At 72.2% G+C, this 23,269-nt stretch carries 22 protein-coding genes; 7 read left to right on the forward strand and 15 right to left on the reverse strand.

The features are described from left to right. Positions 1 to 404 precede the first annotated feature (404 nt). The gene (locus ABD298_RS18390) at positions 405 to 1,079 is read left to right on the forward strand and encodes a TetR/AcrR family transcriptional regulator (RefSeq protein WP_344301294.1); all 675 of its coding nucleotides are present in this window, start codon (positions 405 to 407) and stop codon (positions 1,077 to 1,079) included. Between the two features lie 44 nt (positions 1,080 to 1,123). On the opposite strand, the gene ABD298_RS18395 is transcribed toward ABD298_RS18390, so the two are convergent. After that, positions 1,124 to 2,071 (reverse strand): helix-turn-helix transcriptional regulator, encoded by a 948-nt coding sequence (locus ABD298_RS18395; protein ID WP_344301295.1) that lies wholly within the window; start codon positions 2,069 to 2,071, stop codon positions 1,124 to 1,126. Between the two features lie 223 nt (positions 2,072 to 2,294). Between ABD298_RS18395 and ABD298_RS18400 the strand changes: the two genes are divergently transcribed. Continuing rightward, entirely contained in the window at positions 2,295 to 3,053 is a 759-nt protein-coding gene (locus tag ABD298_RS18400) for a mechanosensitive ion channel family protein (RefSeq protein ID WP_344301296.1), read from the forward strand. 48 nt (positions 3,054 to 3,101) lie between these two features. Beyond that, entirely contained in the window at positions 3,102 to 3,527 is a 426-nt protein-coding gene (locus ABD298_RS18405) for a LapA family protein (protein WP_344301297.1), read from the forward strand. 97 nt (positions 3,528 to 3,624) lie between these two features. Here ABD298_RS18405 and ABD298_RS18410 read toward each other — a convergent pair whose 3' ends face one another. After that, a complete protein-coding gene (locus ABD298_RS18410) occupies positions 3,625 to 4,596 on the reverse strand; it encodes an aldo/keto reductase (protein WP_344301298.1) in 972 nt (323 codons plus the stop codon). A gap of 149 nt (positions 4,597 to 4,745) precedes the next feature. Here ABD298_RS18410 and ABD298_RS18415 point away from each other — a divergent pair, with 149 nt between their 5' ends. After that, positions 4,746 to 5,978 (forward strand): MFS transporter, encoded by a 1,233-nt coding sequence (locus tag ABD298_RS18415; RefSeq protein ID WP_344301299.1) that lies wholly within the window; start codon positions 4,746 to 4,748, stop codon positions 5,976 to 5,978. Positions 5,979 to 6,000: 22 nt separating this feature from the next. Here ABD298_RS18415 and ABD298_RS18420 read toward each other — a convergent pair whose 3' ends face one another. Together ABD298_RS18420 and ABD298_RS18425 are read right to left on the reverse strand one after the other, a co-directional pair. Beyond that, positions 6,001 to 6,801, reverse strand: coding sequence for an ABC transporter permease (locus ABD298_RS18420; RefSeq protein WP_344301301.1), 801 nt, complete (start codon positions 6,799 to 6,801; stop codon positions 6,001 to 6,003). Next, positions 6,794 to 7,564: an ABC transporter ATP-binding protein gene (locus ABD298_RS18425; RefSeq protein ID WP_344301302.1), complete on the reverse strand. Its 771-nt coding sequence runs from the start codon at positions 7,562 to 7,564 to the stop codon at positions 6,794 to 6,796. Before ABD298_RS18425 ends, ABD298_RS18420 begins: the two co-directional genes overlap by 8 nt. 112 nt (positions 7,565 to 7,676) lie before the next feature. On the opposite strand from ABD298_RS18425, the gene ABD298_RS18430 reads away from it, so the two are divergent. Beyond that, entirely contained in the window at positions 7,677 to 8,099 is a 423-nt protein-coding gene (locus ABD298_RS18430) for an SRPBCC domain-containing protein (RefSeq protein WP_344301303.1), read from the forward strand. Here ABD298_RS18430 and ABD298_RS18435 read toward each other — a convergent pair. After that, complete coding sequence (locus ABD298_RS18435; protein ID WP_344301304.1) at positions 8,081 to 9,673, reverse strand: Na+/H+ antiporter; 1,593 nt, start codon at positions 9,671 to 9,673, stop codon at positions 8,081 to 8,083. The genes ABD298_RS18430 and ABD298_RS18435 overlap by 19 nt on opposite strands. 340 nt (positions 9,674 to 10,013) lie before the next feature. Between ABD298_RS18435 and ABD298_RS18440 the strand changes: the two genes are divergently transcribed. Beyond that, positions 10,014 to 10,154 (forward strand): hypothetical protein, encoded by a 141-nt coding sequence (locus tag ABD298_RS18440; RefSeq protein WP_208710649.1) that lies wholly within the window; start codon positions 10,014 to 10,016, stop codon positions 10,152 to 10,154. 86 nt (positions 10,155 to 10,240) lie between these two features. On the opposite strand, the gene ABD298_RS18445 is transcribed toward ABD298_RS18440, so the two are convergent. From ABD298_RS18445 to ABD298_RS18485, 9 genes are all read right to left on the reverse strand, one after another. Further along, the gene (locus ABD298_RS18445) at positions 10,241 to 10,642 is read right to left on the reverse strand and encodes a hypothetical protein (protein WP_344301305.1); all 402 of its coding nucleotides are present in this window, start codon (positions 10,640 to 10,642) and stop codon (positions 10,241 to 10,243) included. A 215-nt stretch (positions 10,643 to 10,857) separates the two neighbouring features. Beyond that, entirely contained in the window at positions 10,858 to 12,693 is a 1,836-nt protein-coding gene (locus ABD298_RS18450) for an FAD-dependent oxidoreductase (RefSeq protein ID WP_344301306.1), read from the reverse strand. Then, on the reverse strand, positions 12,690 to 13,586 hold the full coding sequence (locus tag ABD298_RS18455) for a sugar phosphate isomerase/epimerase family protein (protein ID WP_344301308.1): 897 nt from the start codon (positions 13,584 to 13,586) through the stop codon (positions 12,690 to 12,692). The genes ABD298_RS18450 and ABD298_RS18455 overlap by 4 nt, the downstream gene beginning before the upstream one ends. Then, positions 13,583 to 15,745, reverse strand: coding sequence for an FAD-dependent oxidoreductase (locus ABD298_RS18460; RefSeq protein WP_344301309.1), 2,163 nt, complete (start codon positions 15,743 to 15,745; stop codon positions 13,583 to 13,585). The genes ABD298_RS18455 and ABD298_RS18460 overlap by 4 nt, the downstream gene beginning before the upstream one ends. Next, on the reverse strand, positions 15,742 to 16,827 hold the full coding sequence (locus ABD298_RS18465) for a Gfo/Idh/MocA family protein (RefSeq protein ID WP_344301310.1): 1,086 nt from the start codon (positions 16,825 to 16,827) through the stop codon (positions 15,742 to 15,744). Before ABD298_RS18465 ends, ABD298_RS18460 begins: the two co-directional genes overlap by 4 nt. 19 nt (positions 16,828 to 16,846) lie before the next feature. After that, positions 16,847 to 17,788, reverse strand: coding sequence for a shikimate dehydrogenase (locus ABD298_RS18470; protein ID WP_344301312.1), 942 nt, complete (start codon positions 17,786 to 17,788; stop codon positions 16,847 to 16,849). Continuing rightward, positions 17,788 to 19,149 carry an MFS transporter gene (locus tag ABD298_RS18475; protein WP_344301313.1) on the reverse strand — a complete coding sequence of 454 codons (1,362 nt, stop codon included), beginning with the start codon at positions 19,147 to 19,149 and terminating at the stop codon, positions 17,788 to 17,790. Before ABD298_RS18475 ends, ABD298_RS18470 begins: the two co-directional genes overlap by 1 nt. A 251-nt stretch (positions 19,150 to 19,400) precedes the next feature. Next, entirely contained in the window at positions 19,401 to 20,300 is a 900-nt protein-coding gene (gene lgt / locus ABD298_RS18480; protein WP_344301315.1) for a prolipoprotein diacylglyceryl transferase, read from the reverse strand. Between the two features lie 66 nt (positions 20,301 to 20,366). Then, positions 20,367 to 21,263 carry a LysR family transcriptional regulator gene (locus tag ABD298_RS18485; protein WP_344301316.1) on the reverse strand — a complete coding sequence of 299 codons (897 nt, stop codon included), beginning with the start codon at positions 21,261 to 21,263 and terminating at the stop codon, positions 20,367 to 20,369. A gap of 50 nt (positions 21,264 to 21,313) precedes the next feature. Here ABD298_RS18485 and ABD298_RS18490 point away from each other — a divergent pair, with 50 nt between their 5' ends. After that, positions 21,314 to 22,489 (forward strand): MFS transporter, encoded by a 1,176-nt coding sequence (locus ABD298_RS18490; RefSeq protein WP_344301317.1) that lies wholly within the window; start codon positions 21,314 to 21,316, stop codon positions 22,487 to 22,489. A 39-nt stretch (positions 22,490 to 22,528) separates the two neighbouring features. Here ABD298_RS18490 and ABD298_RS18495 read toward each other — a convergent pair whose 3' ends face one another. Next, positions 22,529 to 23,203: a hypothetical protein gene (locus ABD298_RS18495; protein WP_344301318.1), complete on the reverse strand. Its 675-nt coding sequence runs from the start codon at positions 23,201 to 23,203 to the stop codon at positions 22,529 to 22,531. Between the last annotated feature and the right edge of the window lie 66 nt (positions 23,204 to 23,269).

Genomic DNA, 23,269 nt, shown 5'->3' on the forward strand with positions numbered 1-23,269 from the left:
CACCAGCGCCGCGGCCTCCGCACCCAGCGGCCCCCGCACCGCCTCCCGGGCCTCCTGCGGGGCCTCCGCAGCCCCCTCGGGGGCCTCCTGCGGGGCCTCCACAGCCGCGGCCCCGCGCAGGGCATCCCCGCGCCCGCCGGCCAACACCTTCAGACGAGCCTTCGACTCACTCACAGCGCCATCCTCCTTGCCGCCGCACACCGCGGCGTCCCGGTCCTTCCGGCCGGCCCGGCCCCCTGCCCGTTCCCGGGCCCCGGGGTCCTGGCCGGTTCTGTCCAGTTCCGTCCAAACGAGACAGACCTGTCTGTCCCGCTACGAAGAGTTATACAAGTAGACAGACCTGTCTGTCTAGAGCGCGACCCAAATAGACAGACCGGTCTGTCTGGGGTGCTACGATGGACGCCATGGACGGCCGAGACCTTGGCCGGGCCCTTGGGGCCGCGGCGCGTAAACCTGCCCGGGAGCGGATCCTGGAGACCGCCTACGGGCTTTTTGCCAGACGCGGCGTGCGAGACGTCGGAATCGACGAGATCATCACCCACTCCGGGGTCGCCAAGGCCACGTTCTACCGGCACTTTCCCTCGAAGGAAGCGCTCGTCCTCGCCTACATGGACCGCTGGTACCAGGTGCGCCACGACGCCATCGAAGAGGCGATCGCGCACGCACACAACCCCGACGACGCGCTGCTGGCCGCCTTCAACGTCCTGGACGACTGGTTCAGCCGCGGCGCCGCAGAGGTCAACACGTTCCTCCACGTCGTGATCGAGTTCGGCCCCGCCCACCCGCTGGGCCGGGCCGCGATGGCACACCTCGCTGCGATCCGGGGGCGCCTCTCCGCTCTGGCAAAGGCCGCCGGGCTCGACGACCCCGAGGGATTCGCCTGGTCGTTCCACATCCTGACCAAGGGCGCGATGGTCGCCTCCATCGAGGGCGACCACCGGGCCGCCATCCGTGCGCGCAACCTCGCCCGGGCCCTGATCGACCTGCACCGGCCGGACACACCGGGGAGCCCCACCGCGGACCGGGACGAGGAGCGCGAAGCCGCAATCCTCCGCGGGCTCGACTCGGCCAAGCGGTAGGAGACGGCGGCGCAGATCGTGTCGCCGCCGCGCGCTGAGAGTTCTTAGAGCTCCGGGCGGAGCGCTCCGTCGGGAAGCGCTCCGCCGGGGGCGGGCGTGACGTCCCCTGCCGCGGCATCCTCGGTCGCCGCCCAGCTCCCGAGGAGACGCAGCGACTCCTCGGACGGGGAGCCCGGGACAGCCGGATACACCGTGAAGGTCAGTCCCGGGTCCTCGGCGAGCGAGAGCGCCTCGAACAGGAGCTCGATCTCCCCGACCACGGGATGCCGGAAGACCTTGTTGCCGGAGTAGTGCCGGCGCACGTTGTGCCGCGCCCACAGCGCGGCGAACTCCTCGCTGCGCGTCGAGAGCTCGCCCACGAGGTCGGCGAGTCCTTTGTCGTACGGATTGCGGCCAGACTCCGTGCGCAGAATCGCCACATTGTTGTTGGCGGCAACGTTCCAGTCCGGGTAGAAGTCCCGGGCCCGTGGATCCAGGAAAATGAAGCGCGAGGAATTCGCGGGGCGGGCGGTGCCGTCGGGCGCGAGGCGGGGCGCGCCGTCGTACATCTGGCAGTAGAGTGCGCGGCCGAGCCGATTCGTTGCCAAGATGTCCATCCTCGCGTTGCGGACGAAGGCGGGCGCGCCCGTCAGGGCGTCGAGCATGAACTGGACGCTGGGACGGACAGCCTGACGGGAAGCGCGCTGGCGGGCCCGCGGGGAGGCGTTGGCAGTCCGGGCGAGGTCGAGGAGGTGGTCCCTCTCGGCGTCGTCGAGCTGGAGCGCGCGGGCGAGCGCCTCGAGGACCCCATCCGAGGCGCCGGCGAGGTTCCCGCGCTCGAGCCGCGTGTAGTAGTCCACGCTCACGCCCGCGAGCAGCGCCACCTCCTCGCGCCGCAGCCCCGGCACCCTGCGGTTGCCGCCGTAGACGGTGAGGCCGGCCTGCTCGGGACTGATCCTCGCTCGCCGGGTGGCGAGGAAGTCGCGGACCTCGGCGCGGTGGTCTGTTGCCATGCGCTCCACGCTACGCCGCTCGCGTGGAAGCCGAGAGGCCCTGCCAGTACCCGTCTCTCGGGCCACGCCCCCTTGGCGATCGTCTGGAGAGGCCAATGAATTCACCCGCGCAATGTGCAATATAAAAAACGATCAGCCTAGAACTCCGCTTGTTTGCACTAAACCGCTTTGGGAAGAAATGGAGGACATCATCAGCGCGACTCCGGAAACTGGAGGCTCTGCCATGTTCGATACCTTGACCGCTGGACTCGCCGAGGTCGCTCGGTTTGTCCCCCAGTTCCTCTTGTTCCTCGTCATCCTCATCGTCGGCCTCCTCGTCGCGCGATTCGTTGCCAATGCCCTCTCCCGCCTGCTCACCAAGGTGGGCTTCGACCGCTGGGTCGAGCGGGGCGGAGTCAAGCGGGCGCTCCAGGGTTCGAATCTCGATGCGAGCACGATCGTTTCAAAGATCATCTACTACGCACTCGTGCTTTTCGTCCTGCAGTTCGCATTCGGCGTCTTCGGCCCGAATCCGGTCAGCACCCTCCTCGCGGCCATCATCGCGTTCCTGCCGAAGATCGTCGTCGCCATCATCATCGTCATCGTCAGCGCCGCCATCGCCGCGGCCGTGAAGACCCTCATCCAAGGCTCGCTGGGCGGCCTGTCCTACGGCCGCACGCTGGCGAACATCGCGAGCATCTTCATCATCGGCATCGGCATCATCGCCGCACTGAACCAGGTCGACATCGCTGTCACGGTCACCACCCCGATCCTCATCGCGGTCCTGGCCTCGATCACCGGAGTCGTGATCGTCGGGGTCGGCGGCGGCCTGATCAAGCCGATGTCCGAGCGTTGGGAGCGCTACCTCTCCAGGGCCGAGGAGGAGGCCCCGCGCGTCAAGGCCAAGGCCGAGTCCGCGCCGCCGGCCGGCGAACAGATCAAGGACGCCGCGCGGCAGTACATGCCCCCTGCGGAGCCGGAAGGCGGGGCCCACCGTTCCTGAGGCGACCAGCCGTCACCGACACGCTTTCCACATCCAGGAGGATCCGTGATGGTCACCAGTGAGAACGCGGGGCGGAGCCATGAACCCCGCACCACGAGGGCGGCCATGACGTGGACCGCGGTCGTCGCGGCCCTCATGGTCTTCATCCTGCTCATCGTGTTCTTCATCCAGAACCAGGACACCGTGGAGGTCCATTTCCTCGGGCTCACCGGACCGGTCCCCCTCGGCGTGGCCCTGTTCATTGCGGCGGTCGCGGGCGGGGTGCTCGTCGCCGTGGCGGGGGCGGTGCGGATCATTCAGCTCCGTGCCGTCGCCCGGCGGGCCACGCGGACGCCGCCTTCGGGGCGCGCGCCCCGGTCCGGGCCGGCGTCATCTTCCGGACCCGCACCGTCCGGCGCCGCGTCTCCCTCAGGGCCTGCAGGCCCCTCCGGGCCCGCGTCGCCCGCGGGCCGCACTCCCCCACAGGACCGCTGACCGCCCGGGCCGCCATCCCCCGGTCAGCGACGGGGCGCCTCCGTCTTCGCCCATCCGGGCGAGGCGGAGGCGCTTTCACGTCCGGAGACTGCGGACTCTAGAACCCCGACGGCAACCGCGGCGTGTACGGCTCCTCGAGGGCCTGGACTTCCTCGTCGGTCAGCTCGAGCTCGAGGGCCGCGGCCGCGTCCGGGAGGTGGTGGGACTTCGTCGCGCCGACGATGGGCGCGGTGACCACCGGATTGCGGAGCACCCACGCGAGCGCGACCTGGGCCATCGGCACTCCGCGCGCCTCCGCGACACGCTGGACGGCATCCACGATCGGCTCGTTCGTCTCCCCTGAGTAGCGGCTCTGCAGGGGATCGGTCGTGGCGCGCTGGGTCTGCTGCTCCGACCACGGCCGCGTGAGGCGGCCCTTCGCGAGCGGGCTCCACGGGATGCTGCCTACGCCTTGGTCCGCCAGGAGCGGCATCATCTCGCGCTCCTCCTCGCGCATCACCAGGCTGTACTGGTCCTGCATCGAGACGAACCGCGTCCATCCGTTCGCGTCGGCCGCGTGCTGCATCTTCTGGAACTGCCAGGCCCACATCGAGGACGCGCCGATGTAGCGGGCTTTGCCGGCCTTCACCACGTCGTGCAGGGCCTCCATCGTCTCCTCCACGGGCGTCTCGGGATCGAAGCGATGGATCTGGTACACGTCCACGTAGTCGGTCGCGAGTCGGGTGAGCGACGCGTCAATCTGCTCCATGATGGCCCGGCGGGACAGTCCGCGCCCACCGGGGCCCTCGTGCATGGGGAAGAAGACCTTGGTGGCCAGCACGACGTCCTCGCGCCGCGTGTACTTCTGGATCGCGCGCCCGACGATCTCCTCCGAGGACCCATAGCCGTAGACGTTCGCGGTGTCCCAGAAGGTGATGCCCAGCTCGAGGGCCTGCCGGAACAGCGGCTCGGCGGCCGCGTCGTCGAGCGCCCATTCGCTGAACCCGCGGGACGGGTCGCCGAAGCTCATGCAGCCCAGGGCGATCCGGCTCACTCGCAGCCCGGAGGTTCCGAGACGGGTGTACTGCATCACGTGGTCCTTTCGTCAGCGGTTGTCCCCCCGACGCTACGCCGCGCTTCCCGACGGAGGGAGGTCCTGCCAGTACCGGGATGCGCCGGGACTCCCGGACGCCGGCGATGGGAGGTGGACTGGAGCGACAGAAAGCAGAAAGGACGCCCATGCCTGGCCTGACCCGCCTCCTCACCCCCGCTGCAGCGCTGCTGTGGGGGCTCCAGTTCGCGTTCCTCACCCCGGCGCTTGCACTCGTGCTCTCGGGCCAGTTCGGCGCCAGCGACGCCGAGGTGGGACTCGCTCTGGCGGTGTACAACGCGAGCGGCTTCGTCGCCGCGCTCGTCCTGCCGGCGCACGCGGACCGACGCCGGGACTACCTGACCCCCATGCTCTGGTGCAGCGCGCTCACCTTCGTCCTCGCCGGCGTCCTGGCCTTCGCGACCTCGCTGCCGCTCGCCGTCGTCGCCCTCGCAGTCGTCGGCGGCCCGGCCGGCGTGGGGGTGTCCCTCCTGTTCGCCCACCTGCGGGCCCACGGGGCGACCACCGGCGAGGTCATGAACACCCGCGCGCTGGTCTCCTTCGCATGGGTCGCCGGACCGCCCCTCGCGATGCTCCTCATCGGCTGGTGGGGGCTGCAGTCGGTGGTCGCGGCGGTGGGCGTCGTCGCCGTCGCAAGCGGGCTCACGACGGCGGCGTTGCGGCGCCGCGCGGACGGCCGCCCGAGCGCCGGCACGGGGACTCCGGGGACAGGCAGCGCGGCATCGGCCAGCGCGCAGACGCCGAGTTCGGGACCGGCCAGCCGGACCACCGTGGTCCTCGTCGTCGCGGCCTTCGTCGCCCTGCAGGCCACGAACGCGGCGGCCGTCGCCGTCATGGCCCTGTTCACCGCCGGGTCGCTCGGGCTGGACGTGCTGTGGGCTGGGATCGCCCTCGGCGTGTCCGCGGGCCTCGAGGTGCCGGCGCTCGTGCTGCTCGGCCGGCTCTCGCGGCGCTTCTCGAGCCTGCCGCTCATCGGCTCGGGGTGCATCGCCGGTGCTGCGTACTACCTCGCCGTGCCCTTCGTGGGCGGCCCGGTGCTCCTCATCGCCGCCCAGGTGCTCAACGCGTGGTTCTTCGCGGTCGTCGCAGGGGTCGGGCTCACGTACTTCCAGGAGGTCATCCCCCGCCCCGGCATCGCCTCGGGCCTGTTCACGAACACGCGGCGGGTCGGTGCCATCATCTCCGGCGGGATCATCGCGGCCGGCTCAGCGCTGGCCCCCGGGTACGGCGGCGTGTTCGGCGTGTGCGCCGCCCTGACGGCCGCGGCGCTCGTGGCAGTCCTCGCGGCGGCCGTCGCGGGCCGCCGGCGTCGTGCCGTCCCCGACCCGAGCGGCGGGCTCCCCGCCTCGGCGAGCCGCTGACGCGGCGTCGTGCGCGGAAGGCTCAGGCGGGCTCCCAGCGGAACCAGCGGATCCCGATCGCGGCGAAGACCGCGGCGTAGCCCACCAGAGCGACCGCCTGCCACGTGTTCTGCGCCGACCATGCGGCGAGGTTTCCCACGGCCCCGAACAGGTCCATGAGCGCGCCCACCGGGGTCCAGGCCGCGACGTTCCTGAAGTCGTCGCCGAGGAGCCCGGTCGCGCCGAGGATGCCCGTCAGGAAGAGCACGATGTACAGCACCCGGGCCACCGCGTTGACCACGCCGGCGGAGCGGACGAGCGCCACGAGGGCCTGGCCGATGGCGAGGAAGACCGCGGCGCCGAGGAGGGCGATCGCGAGGATGAGCGCGTACTCCCCCGCGGAGAAGACCGTCTGGTGCTGGATGCTGCCCACGATCAGCACGACCACGCCCATCACGAGGTCCGCCGCGAACTGGACCGCGAGGCGGCTGCCCATGATCGCCCACGTGGGCGCGGGGGTGACCCGCAGCCGCTGGAAGACCCCCGCCTCGCGGTCCCGCGAGAGCGTGGTCGGGTAGGCGATGATGCCCGAGGACAGCAGCCCGTACGTGAGGGCCATGCCGATGAGGAAGCCCGCGTCCGTGCTGAGCCGCCCCCTGTTCGTGAGGAAGAGGATCGCGATGGGCACCACCAGGTTCAGCAGGAGCACCTGACGGCTGCGGACCAGCACCGTCGCGTCGGCGGTCAGGAGCGCGCGGACGGCGAGGGCGGTCGACGGCGCGTGGTCGGCCTCGTGCGCACGGCCGGCCGAGGGCGCGCCGGGAGGCAGCGGGATGTCAGTCACGGACGGTCCTCCCCGTCAGTCCGATGAACACGTCCTCGAGCGTCACGTCTCCGTGGGCCACAGCGAGCACGCGTGGATCGCCGCGGTGCTCCGCCACGAGGCTGCCCGGTGAGCCGAGGGCGAGGAGGCGGCCGTGGTCCATGATGGCCACGCGGTCGCACACGGCCTGGGCCTCCTCCATAGAGTGGGTCGTCAGCAGGACACTCCCGCCGGCCCCGCGCGACTCCTCGATGCGGTCCCACAGCTGGCGTCGGGACTGGGGGTCGAGCCCGGTTGTCGGCTCGTCCAGCAGGAGGATGCTCGGGCCGTGGAGCATGGCCACCATGAGCGAGAAGCGCTGCTGCTGGCCGCCGGAGAGCTTCTTGAACGGTTTGCCGTGCTCCTGCGCGAGCCCCGCATCGCGGAGCCTCTCGTCGATCTGCCGGCGCGTGATCGGCACGCCGTAGAGGCCCGCGTAGAGGCGCGTGATGTCCTCGATCCGAAGCTCGGCCTGGAAGCTCGAGGCCTGCAGCTGCACGCCGAGCCTGGCCTTGAGCGCGGAGGTCGCGTGGCCGGCGTCGTGCCCGTCCACGATGACGCGGCCGGCGTCGGGCGCCCGGAGGCCCTCGATAACGCTCAGCGTCGAGGTCTTGCCCGCGCCGTTGGGACCGAGCAGCCCGAAGATCTCGCCGCGCCGCACCGAGAAGCTCAGGCCGTCGACGGCGGTCTGGGCCCCGTAGCGCACCACGAGGCCCTGCACGTCGAGAACCGGGTCCTCAGCCATGCCTCGATGGTACGGCCCGTTGCCTGAGGAAATCATGTGAGCCGGCTGGGTGTGGCCCGGTCCGATTGGCACCCGCGCCGGCGGGGCAGGATCTGCCCGAGGAGGAGCACCCATGACCGAGACCGTCTACCGCGTGCGCATCCGCTGCACGGCCGATGCCGTGTGGTCCGCACTGACCGAGACCGGCTCCCCGCGCCCGTGGATGCGGGGCTGGACCGTGCACAGCAGCTGGGAACGCAACGCCGCCTACACGATGCGGGGAGAAGGGGCCGAGGTCGCCGCGGGCCATGTCATCGCGGCCGACCCGCCGCAGCGCCTCAAGCTGACCTTCGACCCGACGTGGGACGCCGGCGTCGCAAAGGAGCCGCCGGGCACGCTCGAGTACAGGATCCGTCCCTCGGGCGGGGGCGAGTGCGAGCTCACGGTGACCATCGCTGGGCTGGGCGGCAGGTCGGCGTCGTCCGTCGCCTCGGACACCCCCGCGACGTACGAGGCCCTCAAGCAGTGGCTGGAGGATCACTCCGTCTCCCGCTGATGGCCGAGCCGCACCTCCTCCGCGTCGAGCTCGTTCTGGATGGTGCGCAGCACGGTGTCGTCGATGGTCTTCTCGTCGCGGAGCCGCACCACGGTGGCCCGCTTGCGGGCGATGAGCTCGAGCCGGAGCTGCGTGTACTGGCGGGTCCGCACGACGGCGGGGTGCTCGTGGTCGTCGAAGCCGGCGTTGAGGGCCTCGAGCCGCTCGTCGTACTCGCTGCGGATGCGCTCGAGGACCTCGTCATCGGCCCCGATCTCCCGCGCGAGCCGGGGCAGCGCCTCACACGCCTCCTCGATGGCGGTGCGCTTGGCGATGGCGAGCTCCTCGACGATCTTCGTGTCCTCCGGGATGCGAGCCCACCGGATCACCTTGGGCAGCGCCATGCCCTGCAGGACCAAAGACGCGACCACCACGAACGCCGTGACGAACACGATCGCGTTGCGCTCGGGGTACTGGCCGCCGTCCGGGATCGAGAGGGCGACGGCGAGCGAGACGGCGCCGCGGAAGCCCGCCGTCGTGCTCATCACCCTGGCGCGGTTCGTGGTGCGCAGCTGGCGCTGGTACGGACGGCGGTCGACGGCGCGGATCACGTACGCCGAGACGACCAGCACCACCAGGCGGGTGATGAGGATGGCCACATAGACCGCGACGCTGATGAGCACGACCTGGCCCAGCGCCTGCCCATTGGCCCGCCCCGCGGTGGTCCAGAGGCCCCCGACCGCCGACGGGAGCTCGAGGCCCACGAGGACGAAGAGCGCGCCGTTGAGCATGAAGCTCGCAAGCGACCAGACGGCGACAGTCTGCTGGCGCGTGTAGGCCGAGATGGCCAGCGGCGCGGTCCGCGAGAGGTAGAGGCCGCACGCCACGACGGCCAAGACGGCCGAGGCATGGATGAGCTCGGCGCCGAGGAACGCGATGAACGGGGTCAGGACGGTGGCAGCGTTGCCGGCCATGGCGTTCTCGATCCTGCGGCGGGCCTCGAGCATGACCCACCCGACCGCGAGGCCCACGGCGGCGCCGCCGAGGAACGAGTACACGAACTCGCCCGCGACGAGCGGGAGGCTGATCTCGCCCTCGCCCGCCGCGAAGCCCAGTGCGACGCCGTAGACCACGAGGGCCGTGCCGTCGTTGACGAGGCTCTCGGCCCGCAGGACCGTCATCTGCCGGCGCGGGAGCGCCTTGCCGAGGGACGCGACGGCGGTGGCGTCCGTGGGCGCGACCGCGGCGCCCAGGATCCACGCCGAGCCCCAGTCCAGGCCGAGCGCGTGGGCGACCGCGGCCACCACCCCCGCCGTGACCACGACCAGGAGGGTGCTGGAGAGCATGATGCCGCGGATGAACCGGCGGATCTCGCGCAGCGAGGTCGTGAGGCTCTCCCAGTACAGGAGCGCTGGGAGGAACAGGAGCAGCACCGTCTCCGGCGGGAGCCCGACGCCCCGGAACACCGGGACAAGGGTCAGGAGCAGCCCGAACGCCAGCAGGACCACCGGCGGGGTGACCCGCAGCCTGGGCGCGAGCAGGCTCCCCACCACGACGGCGGCGCCGAGCGCGACGATGAGTTCCAGAGCGAGCATGGGGCGCTCCTGACGGGGACGAGGTTCCGCGACTGAATGTACGCCGCGCCTCCCACTGAGGGGAGGTTCTCCCGCTACCCGGATCGGAGGTTCCTCACGCGCGGGCCGTCTCTGGCCCGTTCCGGGGCCCGTCCGTTCCTGCTCGGTTTGGCCACCGGGAGGGACACGATCCCGGCGTGTCCCGCGTTCTGGGCCCCGTGGCGGAGCCCTAGGCGAGCAGGAACGGACGCGCGGTTGTGGCCGTGGGGCTCCCTTGACCGATCTGCCGGACAGTGCTGTTCTGAAAGGCACGGCGTGAAGCAGTTCGGGCCGTCCAGCACCGCCACCGCGAAGGAGTGCCATGGTCAACGACGACCGCAGCGACGCCAGCTACGTCCCCAGCACTGAGGACCTCTCCCAGGACTTCGATTTCGGCCCGGAGGAGACCGCCTGGGACGACGAGGACGGACTCTTCGACAGCGAGGAGATCGTCGTCGGCTGACGCTTGGAGCCCTCGGGCGCGAAGGTGCGGGGCGCCGTCACGTGTGTGGCGGCGCCCCGTCGCGTCTAGCCTCGGGGATACAGGCCCTAGGAGCAGCGGGCGAACGCGGCACGAATGGCCGCGCCCAGGGCGTCGTCCCCCGGCCGCTTGAGCGCTGCGACCGGCTCCGCGCTCCCCACGAGGCCCTCGCGGGAGCCCCCATTGCGGCTGGCCGTCACCCTCACCACGTCGTCCTCGCGTTCCACATGCACGTGCAGGAGTCCCCGCGCGTAGGCCGACCATGTCCGCAGCCCGAGGGTCTCCAGGACCGGAGCGAACGGCGACGGCCCGCGGCGCAGATTCGGCGTCCGCACTCCCGTCCGCGAGGCGTCCAGCATCCGGAGCACCGCCGCTCCCAGTTCCCGGTCGGAAGCGCCGGCCGCCAGCACCTCGAACGCCCCGTTGCTGATCCAGAAGCCGTCCCTGGTCTGGGAGCTCGAGGAGGCCACGAGGGCGTCTCCGCGGAGGTCCGCCGCGGCAACACTGATCGGGCCCGTTGTGCGACGGCGTCGCCCCCACATCCTGCCCTCCCGTCCAAGCGCCACGTGTCCGATCACAACCTACGCCCGGCAAGGCCTCGGCCGCGTCCGTTCCTGCTCGCATTGGGGCCGCCCGGGCCCGGAACTCCGGCGTGTCGGGGGTCCGGGCCTCGTGTCGGGGCCCCTTACCGAGCAGGAACGGACGGCGCGGCAGGAACGGACGGCTCAACTGGCAGCGTCCCGTCGTCCTCATACGCCCGCGCTCCGACGCCGGCGAGCTCCCGCCCGGCCACGTATCCGAACGTGAGCGCGGGCCCGAGGTTGATCCCGCCTGCCGGGTAGAAGCCGCCCATGACGCTGGCCTGGTCGTTGCCGGCCACGAACAGGCCCTCGATCGCGGACCCGTCCGCCCGCAGCACACGCGCGCGCCCGTCCGCGGCGAGCCCGGCGAACGTCCCGAAGGACCCGGGCACCACCTTGACCGCGTAGAACGGGCCCTTCTCGATCGGCGCGAGCGAGGGGTTCGGCCCCACCTTCGCATCCCCGCCGTACCGGTTGAACTCGGTCTCGCCGCGCTCGAACTCGGGATCGACGCCGGCCCGGGCGCCCTCGTTGAACCGCTCCACCGTCTCGCGCAGCCCCGCCGGGTCGATCCCGCACGCGGCGGCGAGCTCCTCGAGCGTCCGGCCCTTCTTCAGGTACCCGTTGCGCAGGTACGGGAAGAGCGGGACGGGCAGCGGCTTGGCCATCCCGAGCGGGTACTTCCGCACGAACCGCGAGTCGGCGATCTGCCAGGACTCGACTGGCTCCCCCTCGGGCGTCGCCGCGACGAGGGCGGAGACGTAGTCGTAGTAGCCGTTGGCTTCGTTCACGAACCGCTTCCCGTCGCGCCGCACCCCGATGGACCCCGGCTTCGCCCGGTCCATGATGTGCGGGAACACGCCGTTCCGGCCGAACGCGGGCGCCTTCCCGACCGTGTACGGCACGAGCGAGACGGGGCACCACGCCGCCGCGGACTCGACGTCCGTCTCGAACAGCGCGCCGACTGACTCGCCGAGCGTGATCCCGTCCCCGGTCGTCTCCTTCGGCGCGAGGGTCCAGTGCTCGTGCCCCGTGGGCGTCTTGGGGAACAGCGCGCGCCGCCGCCCGACGTCGTTCGGGAACCCGCCCGCCGCGAGCACGACGCCGCGCGCCGCCCGGATCGCGTACTCGCCCTGCGTGCCGTCCGGCAGGGTGCCGCGCACGACGGCGCCGCCCACCCGGGCGGGCGAGTCGCCGCCGTCGTGGGTCAGCAGGCGCACGGCGGGGGTGGAGACGCGGATGTCCACCCCGAGGTCCTCGGCGCTCTGAAGGAGCCGCCCCACGAGGGCGGTCCCGTTGACGAGCTGCATCCCACGGCGGTGCAGGGCCAGGTCCAGGACGTGCCGCCCCACGCGCCAGGTCGCGTACGCCAGGCCCTTGAGACTGCCCTGTGAGGCGGAGAGGAACGTGGCGAGGTCCGGCCCGGCCATGATGCCCATCCCGAGGAACGACGTCTCGTACAGCTGTCCCCGGAGGAGCTTCCGGACGCGCGGGGAGAGGCGGCGCGCGTCGATCGGCGCGGGGCCGACGGACCGGTGGCCCGTGCCGGCGCCGGGGGTCTTGCCGTAGACGTCCTTGATCTTCGCGCCGGGGGTGAACTGCAGGCGCGTGTGGTCCTCGAAGAAGCCGACCATGTGCGGGACGGCCGTCAGGAACGCGTCGATGCGCGCGGCGTCGTACCGCGCGCCGAGCCGGTGGCGGAGGTAGGTGCGGAACTGCTCGGGGTCCTCGTCCACGCCGTCCGCCTTGGCGAGCGGGTTCCCGGGCGTCCACGCCCAGCCGCCGGACCACGCGGTCGCGCCGCCGCAGACCTCGGCCTTCTCCACCACGACGACGCGCAGCCCGTGGTACGCGGCCGTCACCGCGGCGGAGAGGCCGCCGGCCCCGGAGCCGATCACGAGGACGTCGGTGTCGATGGCAGGAAGGGTGGGCGCGGTCATGCGGGGGCTCCGTTCGGGACAGCGTTCGAGACAGGGGCGGCGAGGCCGGCGGCCTCGGTCAGGACATTCTGGGCGGTTTCACGGAGGCGGCGGGCCCAGCCGAGCTCGCCGAGGCGCACGACGTCGGCGGGAGACGGTGCCTCGACGCTCACCGGAGTGCGGCCCGGCAGGGCGGCGACGATCTCGGCCAGGCCGAGGCCGCCCTCCCCGGGGGCGAGGCGCGCGGCGCGTGACTCGTGGATGAGGCCCTCGCGGTCCGCCGGGCGATCGGCGGGCGCATCGCAGAGCTGGAGCAGGGGAACGAGGTCCGCGATCCCGGCGAGCTCGGCGAGGGTGCCGCCGAAGCGGCGGAAGTGCAGCGTATCGACGACCACCTGCGCACCCGCGGCCCGGGCCGCGGCCGCGGCGGGGCCGAGCGAGTTGATGCGCTGGTACGAGATCGGTTCGAGGGTGGGCGTGATGCCGAACCCGCGCCCGTCCTCGGCCATCTGCGCGAGGTTGTCGGCGAAGCGCGCCGGATCCGGGTCGGCGCCGGCCACGGTCATGGTCTCCGCGCCGAGGGCCTGGCCGGCCTCGAGCATGCGGAGCCATGCCTCGCGCTGGCCCGTTCCGTCCTCGCCGCGGCCGTCCATGAGCAGGAACTCGATGTCCAGGACACGGACGCCGGTGGAGCGGACGTTGCGCAGCGTCCCTGCGAGCATGGGCGAGCCGGGCTGGAGGTCGTAGGGCCGCTCCGTCGGGGTCACGGGGCGGACCCGGGCGCCGACGAAGTCGAACCCCGCCTCGGCCGCGATCAGCACGAGGTCCGGCGGGGCGGTGTCGAGCAGGGACAGCTGCGCGAGGCCGACGGCCCGGGTGGGCTGCTGGTCGGACTGGGTCGAGCGGGGGCTCATGCGTGGGCTCCTTCGAGGACACGGGTGCTGGCCGGAGCGGCGGCGGGAGCGGCTCGCCCAGGCTCCGGTGCGAGTGCGGCGGCGAGGCGCTGCGCGGCGTCGTACCCGTGCTTGATGGCGTTCGACGCCGTGGGCGGCAGGTGGTCCACGACGGTCCCCGCGAGCACCACCGGAACGCCAGCGCCGAGGGTCAGCGCCGCCTCGCGGCCGGGGAGGTCCACGGTCGCACTGAGCGGCACGACGCCGCGCGAGACCAGGAGCGGCCCGGGCGCATCGAGCCACTGCTCGCCCTCGGGCCCGACAACGCGCACGCGGCCGGCGTCGGTTCCGGGCGACTCGGCCTCGACGATGCGGGAGTCGAGGACTATGCGCACGTCCGGGTTCGCCTCGAGCCGTGGGACGGCGAGGATCTTGGCGCGGCGCCCGGACTCGGGGGCGATGGCCGGCTCGGGCCCGACGAGCAGGACCCGTGTGCCGCGGGCCGCGAGCGTGTCGGCGACGGACATCGCGACCGAGTCGGCACCCCAGACCGTCACGGCCTCGGGCCAGTCCTCTGTTGTCGCCTCTGTTGTCGCCTCGGTTCCCTCGAGGAGGCCGGGTCGGGCGGCGAGCCAGTCGCGGACGTCGAGGACGGCGTCGTGCGCGGTGCCCGGCCCTGTGACCCGGAAGCCGGGCTGGGGGCGGGCGCCGCCGGTCGCGACGACGATCCCGTCCGCTTCCCACTCCCGTGCGAGGGCGGCGAGGTCCGCGGGGCCGGCTGCGGCAGCCCGCACGCCGAGACGCACCTCGACGCCGAGGCGCCCGAGCGCGGCGCGGTTCCAGTCGAGGTAGCGGTGGAAGTCCGGGGTGGGACGCATGCGGGCGGCGAGCGCGAACTGGCCGCCGATCCGCTCCCGCGCCTCGAGCACGGTGACGCGCGCGCCGGCCTCGGCGAGTTCGCGGGCGGCGGTCAGGCCCGCGGGCCCCGCGCCCAGGATCAGGGTGTGGGGCACGACGGCGTGTGGCGCGGCGTCGTCGGCGGCCCGCACCCGCGGCGTCGGGACGGGCACCCGCGAGCGCCCGACCGCGGGGTTGACGGTGCACGTGACCTGGCCGGCGCCGAGGTTGTCGATGCAGACGTTGCACGCGATGCAGGGACGGTACGCCGCCTCGCCGGCGAGGCTGTGCCCGAGGACGGCGGGGACGAACGCCGGGTCCGCGTGCACGGCGCGGCCGAGGGAGACGAAGTCGCAGACGCCGTCGGCGAGCACGGCCTCGATCGCCCCGGGCGAGTTGAGCCGACCGGCCAGGCCGAGCGGGATCCCGAACCCGCGGTAGACGCGGGCGTAGTCGGCGAGGACGCCGGGCTTCCACTCCCCCGACTGCACGATCCACTCGCCGGCCTCGTAGGACCCGGCGGAGAGGTCGAGGAAGTCGAGCGCGTCCAGGTCGAGGCGGGCGACGACGTCGAGCGTCTGCTCCGGCGTGAGCCCGCCGTCGACTCCTTCGAGCATCGAGACGCGCATCCCGACGATCGCCTCGGGCGCGGCTGCGCGGACGGCGGCGATCACGAGGTTCGGGAAGCGCTCGGGTGCGCCGAACTCGTCCCTGCGGCCGTTGGTGCGCGCGGACATGAACTGGTGGACGAGGTAGCCGTGGCCGCCGTGGATGCTGATGACGTCGAACCCGGCCTCGACGGCGCGGCGCGCCGCGTCCCCGTACGCGTCGACGAGGTCGTGGCACTCCTGGGTGCTGAGCTCACGCGGCAGCTCGCCACCGGCAACCTCGCACGGCACCGGTGCCGGGGCGACGCACGGGAACCCGGTCACCACGGACTGCGCGGTGCGGCCGCCGTGGTTGATCTCGACGGCGGCGAGGGCGCCCTCGGCGTGGATCGCGTCGGTGAGCGCGCGGAACCCGGGGAGGACGGCGTCGTCGTGCAGGCCGAGCTGGTGGGTGCGGCCCTTGCCGTCGGCACGGACGTAGGTGGCCTCGGTGGTCACGACGGCGAGGCCGGCCCGGGCGCGGGTGACCAGGTAGTCCGCGTACTGCTCGGTGATGCGGCCGTCGGTGGTGCCGTAGTTGCGCTCCATGGGCGAAGTCCACAGCCTGTTGCGGAGGGTGCGCTCCGGCCGGCCGTTGCGGCCGAGGGCGAGGGGTGCTGTGGCATGGCGGGTCATGAGAGGGCTCCTTCGCGGGTGAGGTCGACGGGGCGGCCGGTGCGGGACGACTCGTAGACGGCGAGCAGGATCCGGAGGGCCGCAGTGGCATCGCGTCCTGTCACGGCGGGTTCGCGGCCCTCGTCGCCATTGGCGCCGAGCGCGTCCACGAAGTCGCGGATTTGGGCCGTGTGGTGGGGGATGAGCTGGCCGTTGATGGTGGACAGGTCCACGTTGGGATCCGTGCCGGCCGGATGGGCGGGCTCGGTCTCGATGGTCCCGCCGCGCGCGAAGAGGGTCACGCGGCCGTCGGTCCCCTCGGGGAACTCGGTGAGCTCGGCGGTTGCGCCGGTCTCGCCCGTGATGCGGATGCCCACCCCAAGGCTCGGGGTCGCGGCGGTCGACGCCGACAGGGTCGCCATCGCGCCGGAGGCGAACCTCAGCACCGCGGCGGCGGTGTCCTCGACCTCGATGTCGTGCCGGAACGTGGCGATGTGCCCGTGGATCTCGGTGACGTCGCCCATGAGCCACTGCAGGAGGTCGATGTAGTGGATGGCCTGGGTCATGAGGACCCCGCCGCCGTCCGTGGCCCACGTGCCGCGCCATGGGGTGGCACCGTAGTACTCCGGCTCGCGGTGCAGCAGCACGGAGGCGTGGCCGAGGATCGGGCGCCCCAGCGTACCGTCGCCGACGGCGGCGCGGAGACGCTGCGCGGCCGGCCAGAAGCGGCGCTGGAAGAGGACCCCGAGACGCACGCCCGCGGCGTCGCACGCGGCGACCATGCGCTCGGCGGACGCGAGGTCGATCGCGATCGGCTTCTCGCACAGCACGTGGACGCCCGCCGCGGCGGCGGCGAGGACCACGGCCTCGTGCGTGGGGTGCGGGGTGCAGACCGAGACGATGTCGACGCCGGCGGCGAGCAGCTCCTCGACCGAGCCGAGCGCCTGAGGGATCCCCCAGCGCGCAGCGGTCTCGCGGGCGCGGTCGGGGTCGACGTCGCACACCGCGACGACGGTGGCCTCGGGAATCGCGGCGAAGGCCTCGAGGTGGTTGCGGCTGATGGCGCCGCAGCCGACGATCCCAACACGGTACGGGGCAGTCATGGGTGGTCCTTTCGGGCGATCAGTCGGTCTCGGCGACGAGGTCGAGGAAGTGGGCGCGCATCCGGGCGCGGTCGGCGGCCAGGCCGGTGAAGAGTTCGAACGAGTCCGCGGCCTGCGCCACAGCCATCCACCCGCCGTCGAGCACGCGGCACCCGGCGGCGAGCGCGGCCTTGACGAGCTGGGTGGCGAGCGGACGGTAGACGACGTCCGCGACCCAGTGACGCCGCGTGAGCGCCGAGGTGTCGAACGGGGTGCCCGGGTGCCCGACCATGCCGATCGGCGTGGCATTCACGACGCCGTCGGCCTCGCCCAGGCGCGCCGGAACCTCCTCATGGGCGACGGCGGCGATGCGGCTGCCGCTCCTCGGCTCCCCCAGCCGCGCGGCGAGGGCAGCAGCGCGGGCGGGATCGACGTCGGCCACGAGCAGCTCGCGGACACCGGAGTCGAGGAGCGCGCGGGCTACCGCTGAGCCGGCACCGCCCGCGCCGACGAGTACCACGGTTCCGAGGGGCACGCCCGGGAGTCCCTCGGCGAGCGCGGCGCGGAAGCCGGAGTGGTCCGTGTTGCGGCCGGTGAGGCGCGCGCCCGGGCGGGTGCCGGCGTCGTGCGCGGCGCTGTCTGCGGGGTCGGAGCGGTCGGCATCCACAGTGACGGTGTTGACCGCCCCCAGCGCCCGGGCGTCGTCGGAGAGCGCGTCGAGGCCCGAGATCACCGTCTGCTTGCACGGGTGCGTCACGTTCAGGCCGGTGTAGCCGAGGCGGGCGGCGTCCCGGACGAGCTGGCCTGCGTCCTCGGGCGTGAGGCCGAGCTCGTCGAGGTCCAGAGGGCGGTACGCGTAGCGCAGGCCCTGGGCGGCGGCCTCGCGCTCGTGCAGGAGCGGCGAGAGCGAGCCGGCGACGTTGGCGCCGATCAGGCCGATGAGCTGCGGTCGGGACGCGCGGGGGCTGGGGGCGGTGGTCATCAGGCTGCGGTCTCCTGGGCGGTCTCCGCGGGGGCGGGGGCGGAACCGCGGCGTGCGGGCTTGAGGCCGAGCTGGGCCTTGGGGGTGCGGAACGTCTCGCGGGCGGTGAGGGCCGCGACGGCGGCGACGGCGCAGAAGCCGACCGTCATCCACGCCACCGGGCCCCAGTTGGCCGGGTCCCCGGCGGTGAGGGCCGTGCCGATCGCGGGAGTGAAGCCGGCCACGAGGAGGCCGAGCATGAGGCTCACGGCCATGCCGGTGTAGCGGGTGCGGGCCGGGAAGAGCTCGGGGAAGTACGCGGGGTAGACGCCGTTCGGCATCGCGTAGAAGACGCCGGTGAGGGCGATGGCGGTGGCGAAGATGAGCGCCCAGTTGCCGGTGCCGAGGACCGTGAAGAACGCGGAGACGAGCACCGCGCTGCCGATGGTGCCGGTGATGAAGACGGGCTTGCGGCCGATCCTGTCCGACAGCAGCGCCCACATCGGCTGGGTGAAGACGGTGACGAGGTTCGCGACCGCGATGACGGTCAGCATCATGGGCTTGTCGAGGCCCACCACCTGGGTGGCGTACGTGAGGGCGAAGACCGTGAAGACGGTGTTGACCATGGTCACGAGGGAGCTGAGGGTCACACGGACCACATTCGCGAAGTCGTGGCGGAAGAGTGCGACGAGCGGGATGGCGGCGGTCGCGGCGTCCTCCTTGATCTCGGCGAAGACCTCGGGCTCCTCGAGCCTGCGGCGCAGGTAGAAGGCCACGGCCGTCACGACGGCGCTCGCGAGGAACGGAATCCGCCAGCCCCAGCTCATGAGCTGCTCCTGCGGGAGCATCGTGATCGGGATGAACACGACCGAGGAGATGACGATCCCGAACTGGATGCCGCTCATCGTGAAGCTCGTGAAGAACGCGCGGCGGCCCTCGGGGGAGTGCTCGAGGGTCAGGGAGCTCGAGCCAGGCGACTCGCCGCCGGCGGAGATTCCCTGCACGAGGCGGAGGGCGACGAGCGCGATCGGCGCCATCGGGCCCACCACCGAGTAGGTGGGGAGGCAGCCGATGAGGAACGTCGAGATGCCCATGAGCACGAGGGTCAGGACCAGGACGTTCTTGCGCCCCAGGCGGTCGCCGAAGTGGCCCCACAGGACGGCGCCGAGCGGACGCGCCACATAGGCAACGCCGAGCGTGGCGAAGGAGAGCAGCGAGCCCGCCGCGCCCGCATCGGGGAAGAACAGCTTCCCGAAGAAGAGGGCCGCCGCCGAGCCGAAGATGAAGAAGTCGTAGTACTCGAGCGTGCTGCCCAGGAAGCCGGAGAAGGCCGCGGTCTTCGCGGCGTGGGACTTGGGTGCCACGGATGTCGACGCTGACATGGTGCTCCGTTCAGATGCCGTTCGTGCCAGGCGCGGGATGCGCTGGCTCCTCCAGCATCGCCACGGAATTGTGGCGCGTCCAACACTTAGTTTGTCTCGCTCTATGTGCGATCAGCGCTTAATCGAGCCGGAGTGCTTTCTCTGCGCTGGGCGCGGGGCGCAAGGGCTGCCCTCCCCCGCTTCTCCTGTGTGAATTGACCAAGGAGAAGCGGCGATGGGCAGCACATGCGGGCAGCAGTGAACGGAGCCTGCTACCGCGTTTCCCCCGCCTGTTCCTCGGCGGGCGGCGCTGGGGAGGCGGGGCGCGCCGTCGACCGCGGCCGGCGGACGGTGAGCAGGAAGGCGATAGCGCCCGCGAGGAACAGCAGGCCCGAAACCCACGTGTTGACGCGGAGGCCCAGGATCAGGTTGGCGTAGTCGGAGCGCATGAGCTCGAACGCGAAGCGCCCCGCCGTGTAGGCCGCGATGTAGAGGGCGAACACGCTCCCGGCGCCGAGCCTGAACCGCCGGTCCAGCCACATGATCACGGCGGCTGTGACGAGGCACCAGACCGACTCGTACAGGAAGGTGGGCTGGAAGTAGCCCAGGACCACGGGATTCCCCGCGGCGTCGGTGACGGCCCGGGCGGCCTGGGGGTCCATCTGGTGGATCTCGAGCGCCCAGGGAAGGCCGGTCGGGTCGCCGTAGAGCTCGTTGTTGAACCAGTTGCCCCAGCGGCCGATCCCCTGCGCGATGAGGACGCCGGGCGAGATCGCGTCGGCGAACGCGATGAACGAGGCCCCGGCGCGCCGGCACCCGATCCACGCACCGAGCGCGCCCAGCGCCACCGCGCCCCAGATCCCCAGGCCGCCGTCCCAGATCGCGAACGCGTTCCACGGGTTCTTCCCGGGCACGAAGTACAGCTCAGGGTCGGTGATGACGTGGTAGATCCGCCCTCCGATGATCCCGAACGGGACGGCCCAGAGGCTGATGTCCAAGGCCTCGCCCGGCAGGCCGCCGCGGGCCTGCCATCGGCGGGTGCCGATCCACATCGCCACCGCGATCCCAGCGATGATGCACAGGGCGTAGAAGTGGATCGTCAACGGCCCGATCTGGATTCCGCTCACGGTCGGGGAGGGCAGGGAGGCCGTCACGGCAAGGCTTGCGCTCACCGCGGGATCGTACCAATCCCAGATGACCCCGCGCTGGACACCGGACGACATCAGGCGGCAGCCCGCTCATGTGACGGTGGGCAGCACGCGCTCGGCGACCTCGAGCGCATGCGGGAGCACCCGCGACGGGTTCGACGGCGCCCACGCGAGCCCGTGCCGGAGGTACGGCTGCGCCGCACCCGCCAGCGGAACGTACACCGCTCCGTGCGGGAGGATGTCGCTCATCCCCTCACTCACGAGGCTCACGCCCATGCCGGCGGCCACGAAGGTGAGGATCATGAACGGGTCCCCGATCGTCTGCACCACGCGCGGGCGGAACCCGGCGGCGACGCACGCCGCCGTCGCCGTCCGCTCCAGGTCGGAGCCGCCGCCGGACGGCATCATGATGAAGTCCTCGTCGCGCAGCTCGCCCAGGTCGAGTGTGGCCCGCTGGGCGAGCGGGTGGTCCACGGGCACGACGGCGCCGAGCGCCTCGCGCGCGATCAGCCGGGACGCGAGCGGGGACGGGTCGAGCGGGAGCCCCACGAAGGCCAGGTCGAGGGTGCCCTGCTGGAGCTGCGCGACGGCATCGCCCGTCACCACGCGGCCCTGGAGCGAGAGGACGACGTCCGGGTACTGCCGCCGCAGCGCCCGGGTGAGCCGAGGGAGGGTGCGGTGGTTGATGGCGCCGGTGAAGCTCACCGTGAGGTGCCCGTACACCGTGCCCACCGAGGCGTGCGCGGCCTGGCGCGCCACCTCGAGCTCCTCAAGCGCGCGGTAGGCGTGCGGGAGCAGCGAACGCCCCGACGCGGTGAGCGAGACGCTGCGCGTGCTGCGGTCGAACAGGGGGACGCCGATGTCCTTCTCGAGCTTGCGGATCGTCTGGCTCAGCGGCGACTGTGCCATGTGCAGCCGGGACGCCGCGCGCCCGAAGTGCAGCTCCTCCGCGACGGCGACGAACGCCTCGAGCCACCTGATCTCCACGTTCCCATTCAAGCATCGGGGCCGGCCCAGCGATGGGTAGGGTGGAGGGCGTGACCGCGACCAGGGACTCCGACCAGAAGACACGCACCCACGGAGTCCCGAACCGGGTCCTCATGGGGATCGGCTTCCTGTCCTTCTTCGACCGGTTCGCCACTCCCCCGATGCTCCTCGTCCTAGCCGACCGCACGGGCCTGTCCCTCGGCGAGGCCGTGGGGCTCGTGGCCTCCTACTCGCTCCTGTACGCCCTCGGCCAGCCGCTGTGGGGGTTCGTGAGCGACCGGTTCGGCCGCGTCAGCGTGCTGCGGACGGCGCTGACGGGCCTGCTCATCGCCGCCGCGGCGAGCACGATCCTCAGCTCCTACGTCCCGCTGCTCCTCGCCCGCTCGGCTGCGGGCCTCATGGCGGGCTGCCTCTACCCCACCCTCCTGACGATCATCGGCGACACCCGGACCGGCATCGAGAAGGCCCGGGGGCTGTCCGACCTGCAGGTCTACTCGTCGCTGGGGACCACCGTCGCGACCCTCGCCGCAGGCTCGCTCGCGGCCTTCACGGACTGGCGCCTCGTCTTCGGACTGCCGGCCCTGGGCTGCCTCGCGCTCCTGTTCTCCCTGCGCCACACGCACGACGCCGCCGCCCACCTCCGCGGGCCCGCGGACTTCCGCCGGGCCTTCTCGGGCGCAGCCCTCGGCGTGTACGGCATCGCGGTGCTCGAGGGCGCGGTGCTCATGGGCGTCCTGACGTACATCGTGCCGGCGCTCCAGGACGCGGGCGTCCCGATCGCGCTGGCCGGGGTGCTCGCGGCGGGCTACGGGGTGGGCGTGATCGTGGGCGCACGGATCATGCGGCGGCTCGTGCGGCGGTTCTCCCGCACTCAGCTGATGGGGATCGGAGGGGGCGTCATCATCGCCGCCTATGCGGTGTCCGCGCTCTCCCAGGACCCGGCGGCCCTCACCGTGACCTCACTGCTGATCGGTGCGACGAACGCCGTGCTGCACTCCTCACTCCAGGGCTGGGCCACCGAGGTCGCCCCCGAGGCACGCGCGACGACCGTGGCCCTGTTCGCCGGCTCGCTGTTCCTGGGCAGCTCGCTCGGCACGTTCCTGACGGCCGGCTACGCCGATGAGCGGCAGTACGGGGTGATCTTCCTGCTCGGACTCGCGGCCGCGGTCGTGCTCACGGCCGTGGTGACTTTCGCGCACGCTGGATGGGAGCGGCGTCGGGCGTGACATGCGGCCCCTGGTGCAGCCGGGCGCCCGAGGACTGGGTCAGAGCCCGGCCCGGTCGATCCTGCGGTGGTAGCGCATGCCCGCGGCTCCGCCGAGGACAGCGCCTGCGAGCGTGATGAGGGCCGTGACCACCAGGACGATGATGCCGCCTGTGGTCAGCGTGCCCTCGTCCACGGGAATCCGGGGGAAGCTGTTCAGGGTGGAGAGGACGTTGAACTGGCTCCCCGCCACGACCACAAGGATCGCGAAGAGGATGGCGATGACCACGGCCCACAGCCACACGGCAAGGCCCTGCCGGGCACCGTCGAAGCGTGCCATCCGGCCCGCGACGTAGCCGCCGCAGTAGTAGGAGACGAAGAGGATCAGCGCCACGACCACGGCGCCGACGATGCCCACGGTCTGCCCCGCCTGGTTGGCCAACTTGGCGGGATCGGTCTGGGTGCCGACGCCGACTCCGGCCCCGGCCGCGGTGAGCACGGCGGTCAGGAGCACGGACATGCCGGTCGCGGTGAGCCACCCGAAGAAGGCCGAGCCGGCCTTCATGCCGCCGAAGCGCCTCCGCTGCTCGGCGGGGGTCAGCGCCTCGTCCTCGCGGTGCTCGCGGTCGTCCCGGTACTCCCGGTCGTCGCGTTCCTCGCGGTACTCCCGGTCGTCGCGGCGTTCCCTGTCCCAGTCGCGGTCCTGGCCGGCGGGCTCGCGGTATTCGTGGCTCATCGTCCTGCCCTCTTCCCGTAGCGGATGCTTCACTTCGGTGCTACCGCCACACTTCCCCGCCGCGGA

Origin of the sequence: Sinomonas flava (assembly GCF_039531875.1) — a bacterium.
GTDB classification, from domain to species: Bacteria; Actinomycetota; Actinomycetes; order Actinomycetales; family Micrococcaceae; genus Sinomonas; species Sinomonas flava.

Excerpts from the sequence above, each read along its gene's own strand:
- ABD298_RS18390 (WP_344301294.1), top strand. The coding sequence starts at position 405 with ATGGACGGCCGAGACCTTGGCCGGGCCCTTGGGGCCGCGGCGCGTAAA.
- ABD298_RS18395 (WP_344301295.1), bottom strand. The coding sequence starts at position 2,071 with ATGGCAACAGACCACCGCGCCGAGGTCCGCGACTTCCTCGCCACCCGG.
- ABD298_RS18400 (WP_344301296.1), top strand. The coding sequence starts at position 2,295 with ATGTTCGATACCTTGACCGCTGGACTCGCCGAGGTCGCTCGGTTTGTC.
- ABD298_RS18405 (WP_344301297.1), top strand. The coding sequence starts at position 3,102 with ATGGTCACCAGTGAGAACGCGGGGCGGAGCCATGAACCCCGCACCACG.
- ABD298_RS18410 (WP_344301298.1), bottom strand. The coding sequence starts at position 4,596 with ATGCAGTACACCCGTCTCGGAACCTCCGGGCTGCGAGTGAGCCGGATC.
- ABD298_RS18415 (WP_344301299.1), top strand. The coding sequence starts at position 4,746 with ATGCCTGGCCTGACCCGCCTCCTCACCCCCGCTGCAGCGCTGCTGTGG.
- ABD298_RS18425 (WP_344301302.1), bottom strand. The coding sequence starts at position 7,564 with ATGGCTGAGGACCCGGTTCTCGACGTGCAGGGCCTCGTGGTGCGCTAC.
- ABD298_RS18430 (WP_344301303.1), top strand. The coding sequence starts at position 7,677 with ATGACCGAGACCGTCTACCGCGTGCGCATCCGCTGCACGGCCGATGCC.
- ABD298_RS18435 (WP_344301304.1), bottom strand. The coding sequence starts at position 9,673 with ATGCTCGCTCTGGAACTCATCGTCGCGCTCGGCGCCGCCGTCGTGGTG.
- ABD298_RS18440 (WP_208710649.1), top strand. The coding sequence starts at position 10,014 with ATGGTCAACGACGACCGCAGCGACGCCAGCTACGTCCCCAGCACTGAG.
- ABD298_RS18450 (WP_344301306.1), bottom strand. The coding sequence starts at position 12,693 with ATGACCGCGCCCACCCTTCCTGCCATCGACACCGACGTCCTCGTGATC.
- ABD298_RS18455 (WP_344301308.1), bottom strand. The coding sequence starts at position 13,586 with ATGAGCCCCCGCTCGACCCAGTCCGACCAGCAGCCCACCCGGGCCGTC.
- ABD298_RS18460 (WP_344301309.1), bottom strand. The coding sequence starts at position 15,745 with ATGACCCGCCATGCCACAGCACCCCTCGCCCTCGGCCGCAACGGCCGG.
- ABD298_RS18465 (WP_344301310.1), bottom strand. The coding sequence starts at position 16,827 with ATGACTGCCCCGTACCGTGTTGGGATCGTCGGCTGCGGCGCCATCAGC.
- ABD298_RS18470 (WP_344301312.1), bottom strand. The coding sequence starts at position 17,788 with ATGACCACCGCCCCCAGCCCCCGCGCGTCCCGACCGCAGCTCATCGGC.
- ABD298_RS18475 (WP_344301313.1), bottom strand. The coding sequence starts at position 19,149 with ATGTCAGCGTCGACATCCGTGGCACCCAAGTCCCACGCCGCGAAGACC.
- ABD298_RS18495 (WP_344301318.1), bottom strand. The coding sequence starts at position 23,203 with ATGAGCCACGAATACCGCGAGCCCGCCGGCCAGGACCGCGACTGGGAC.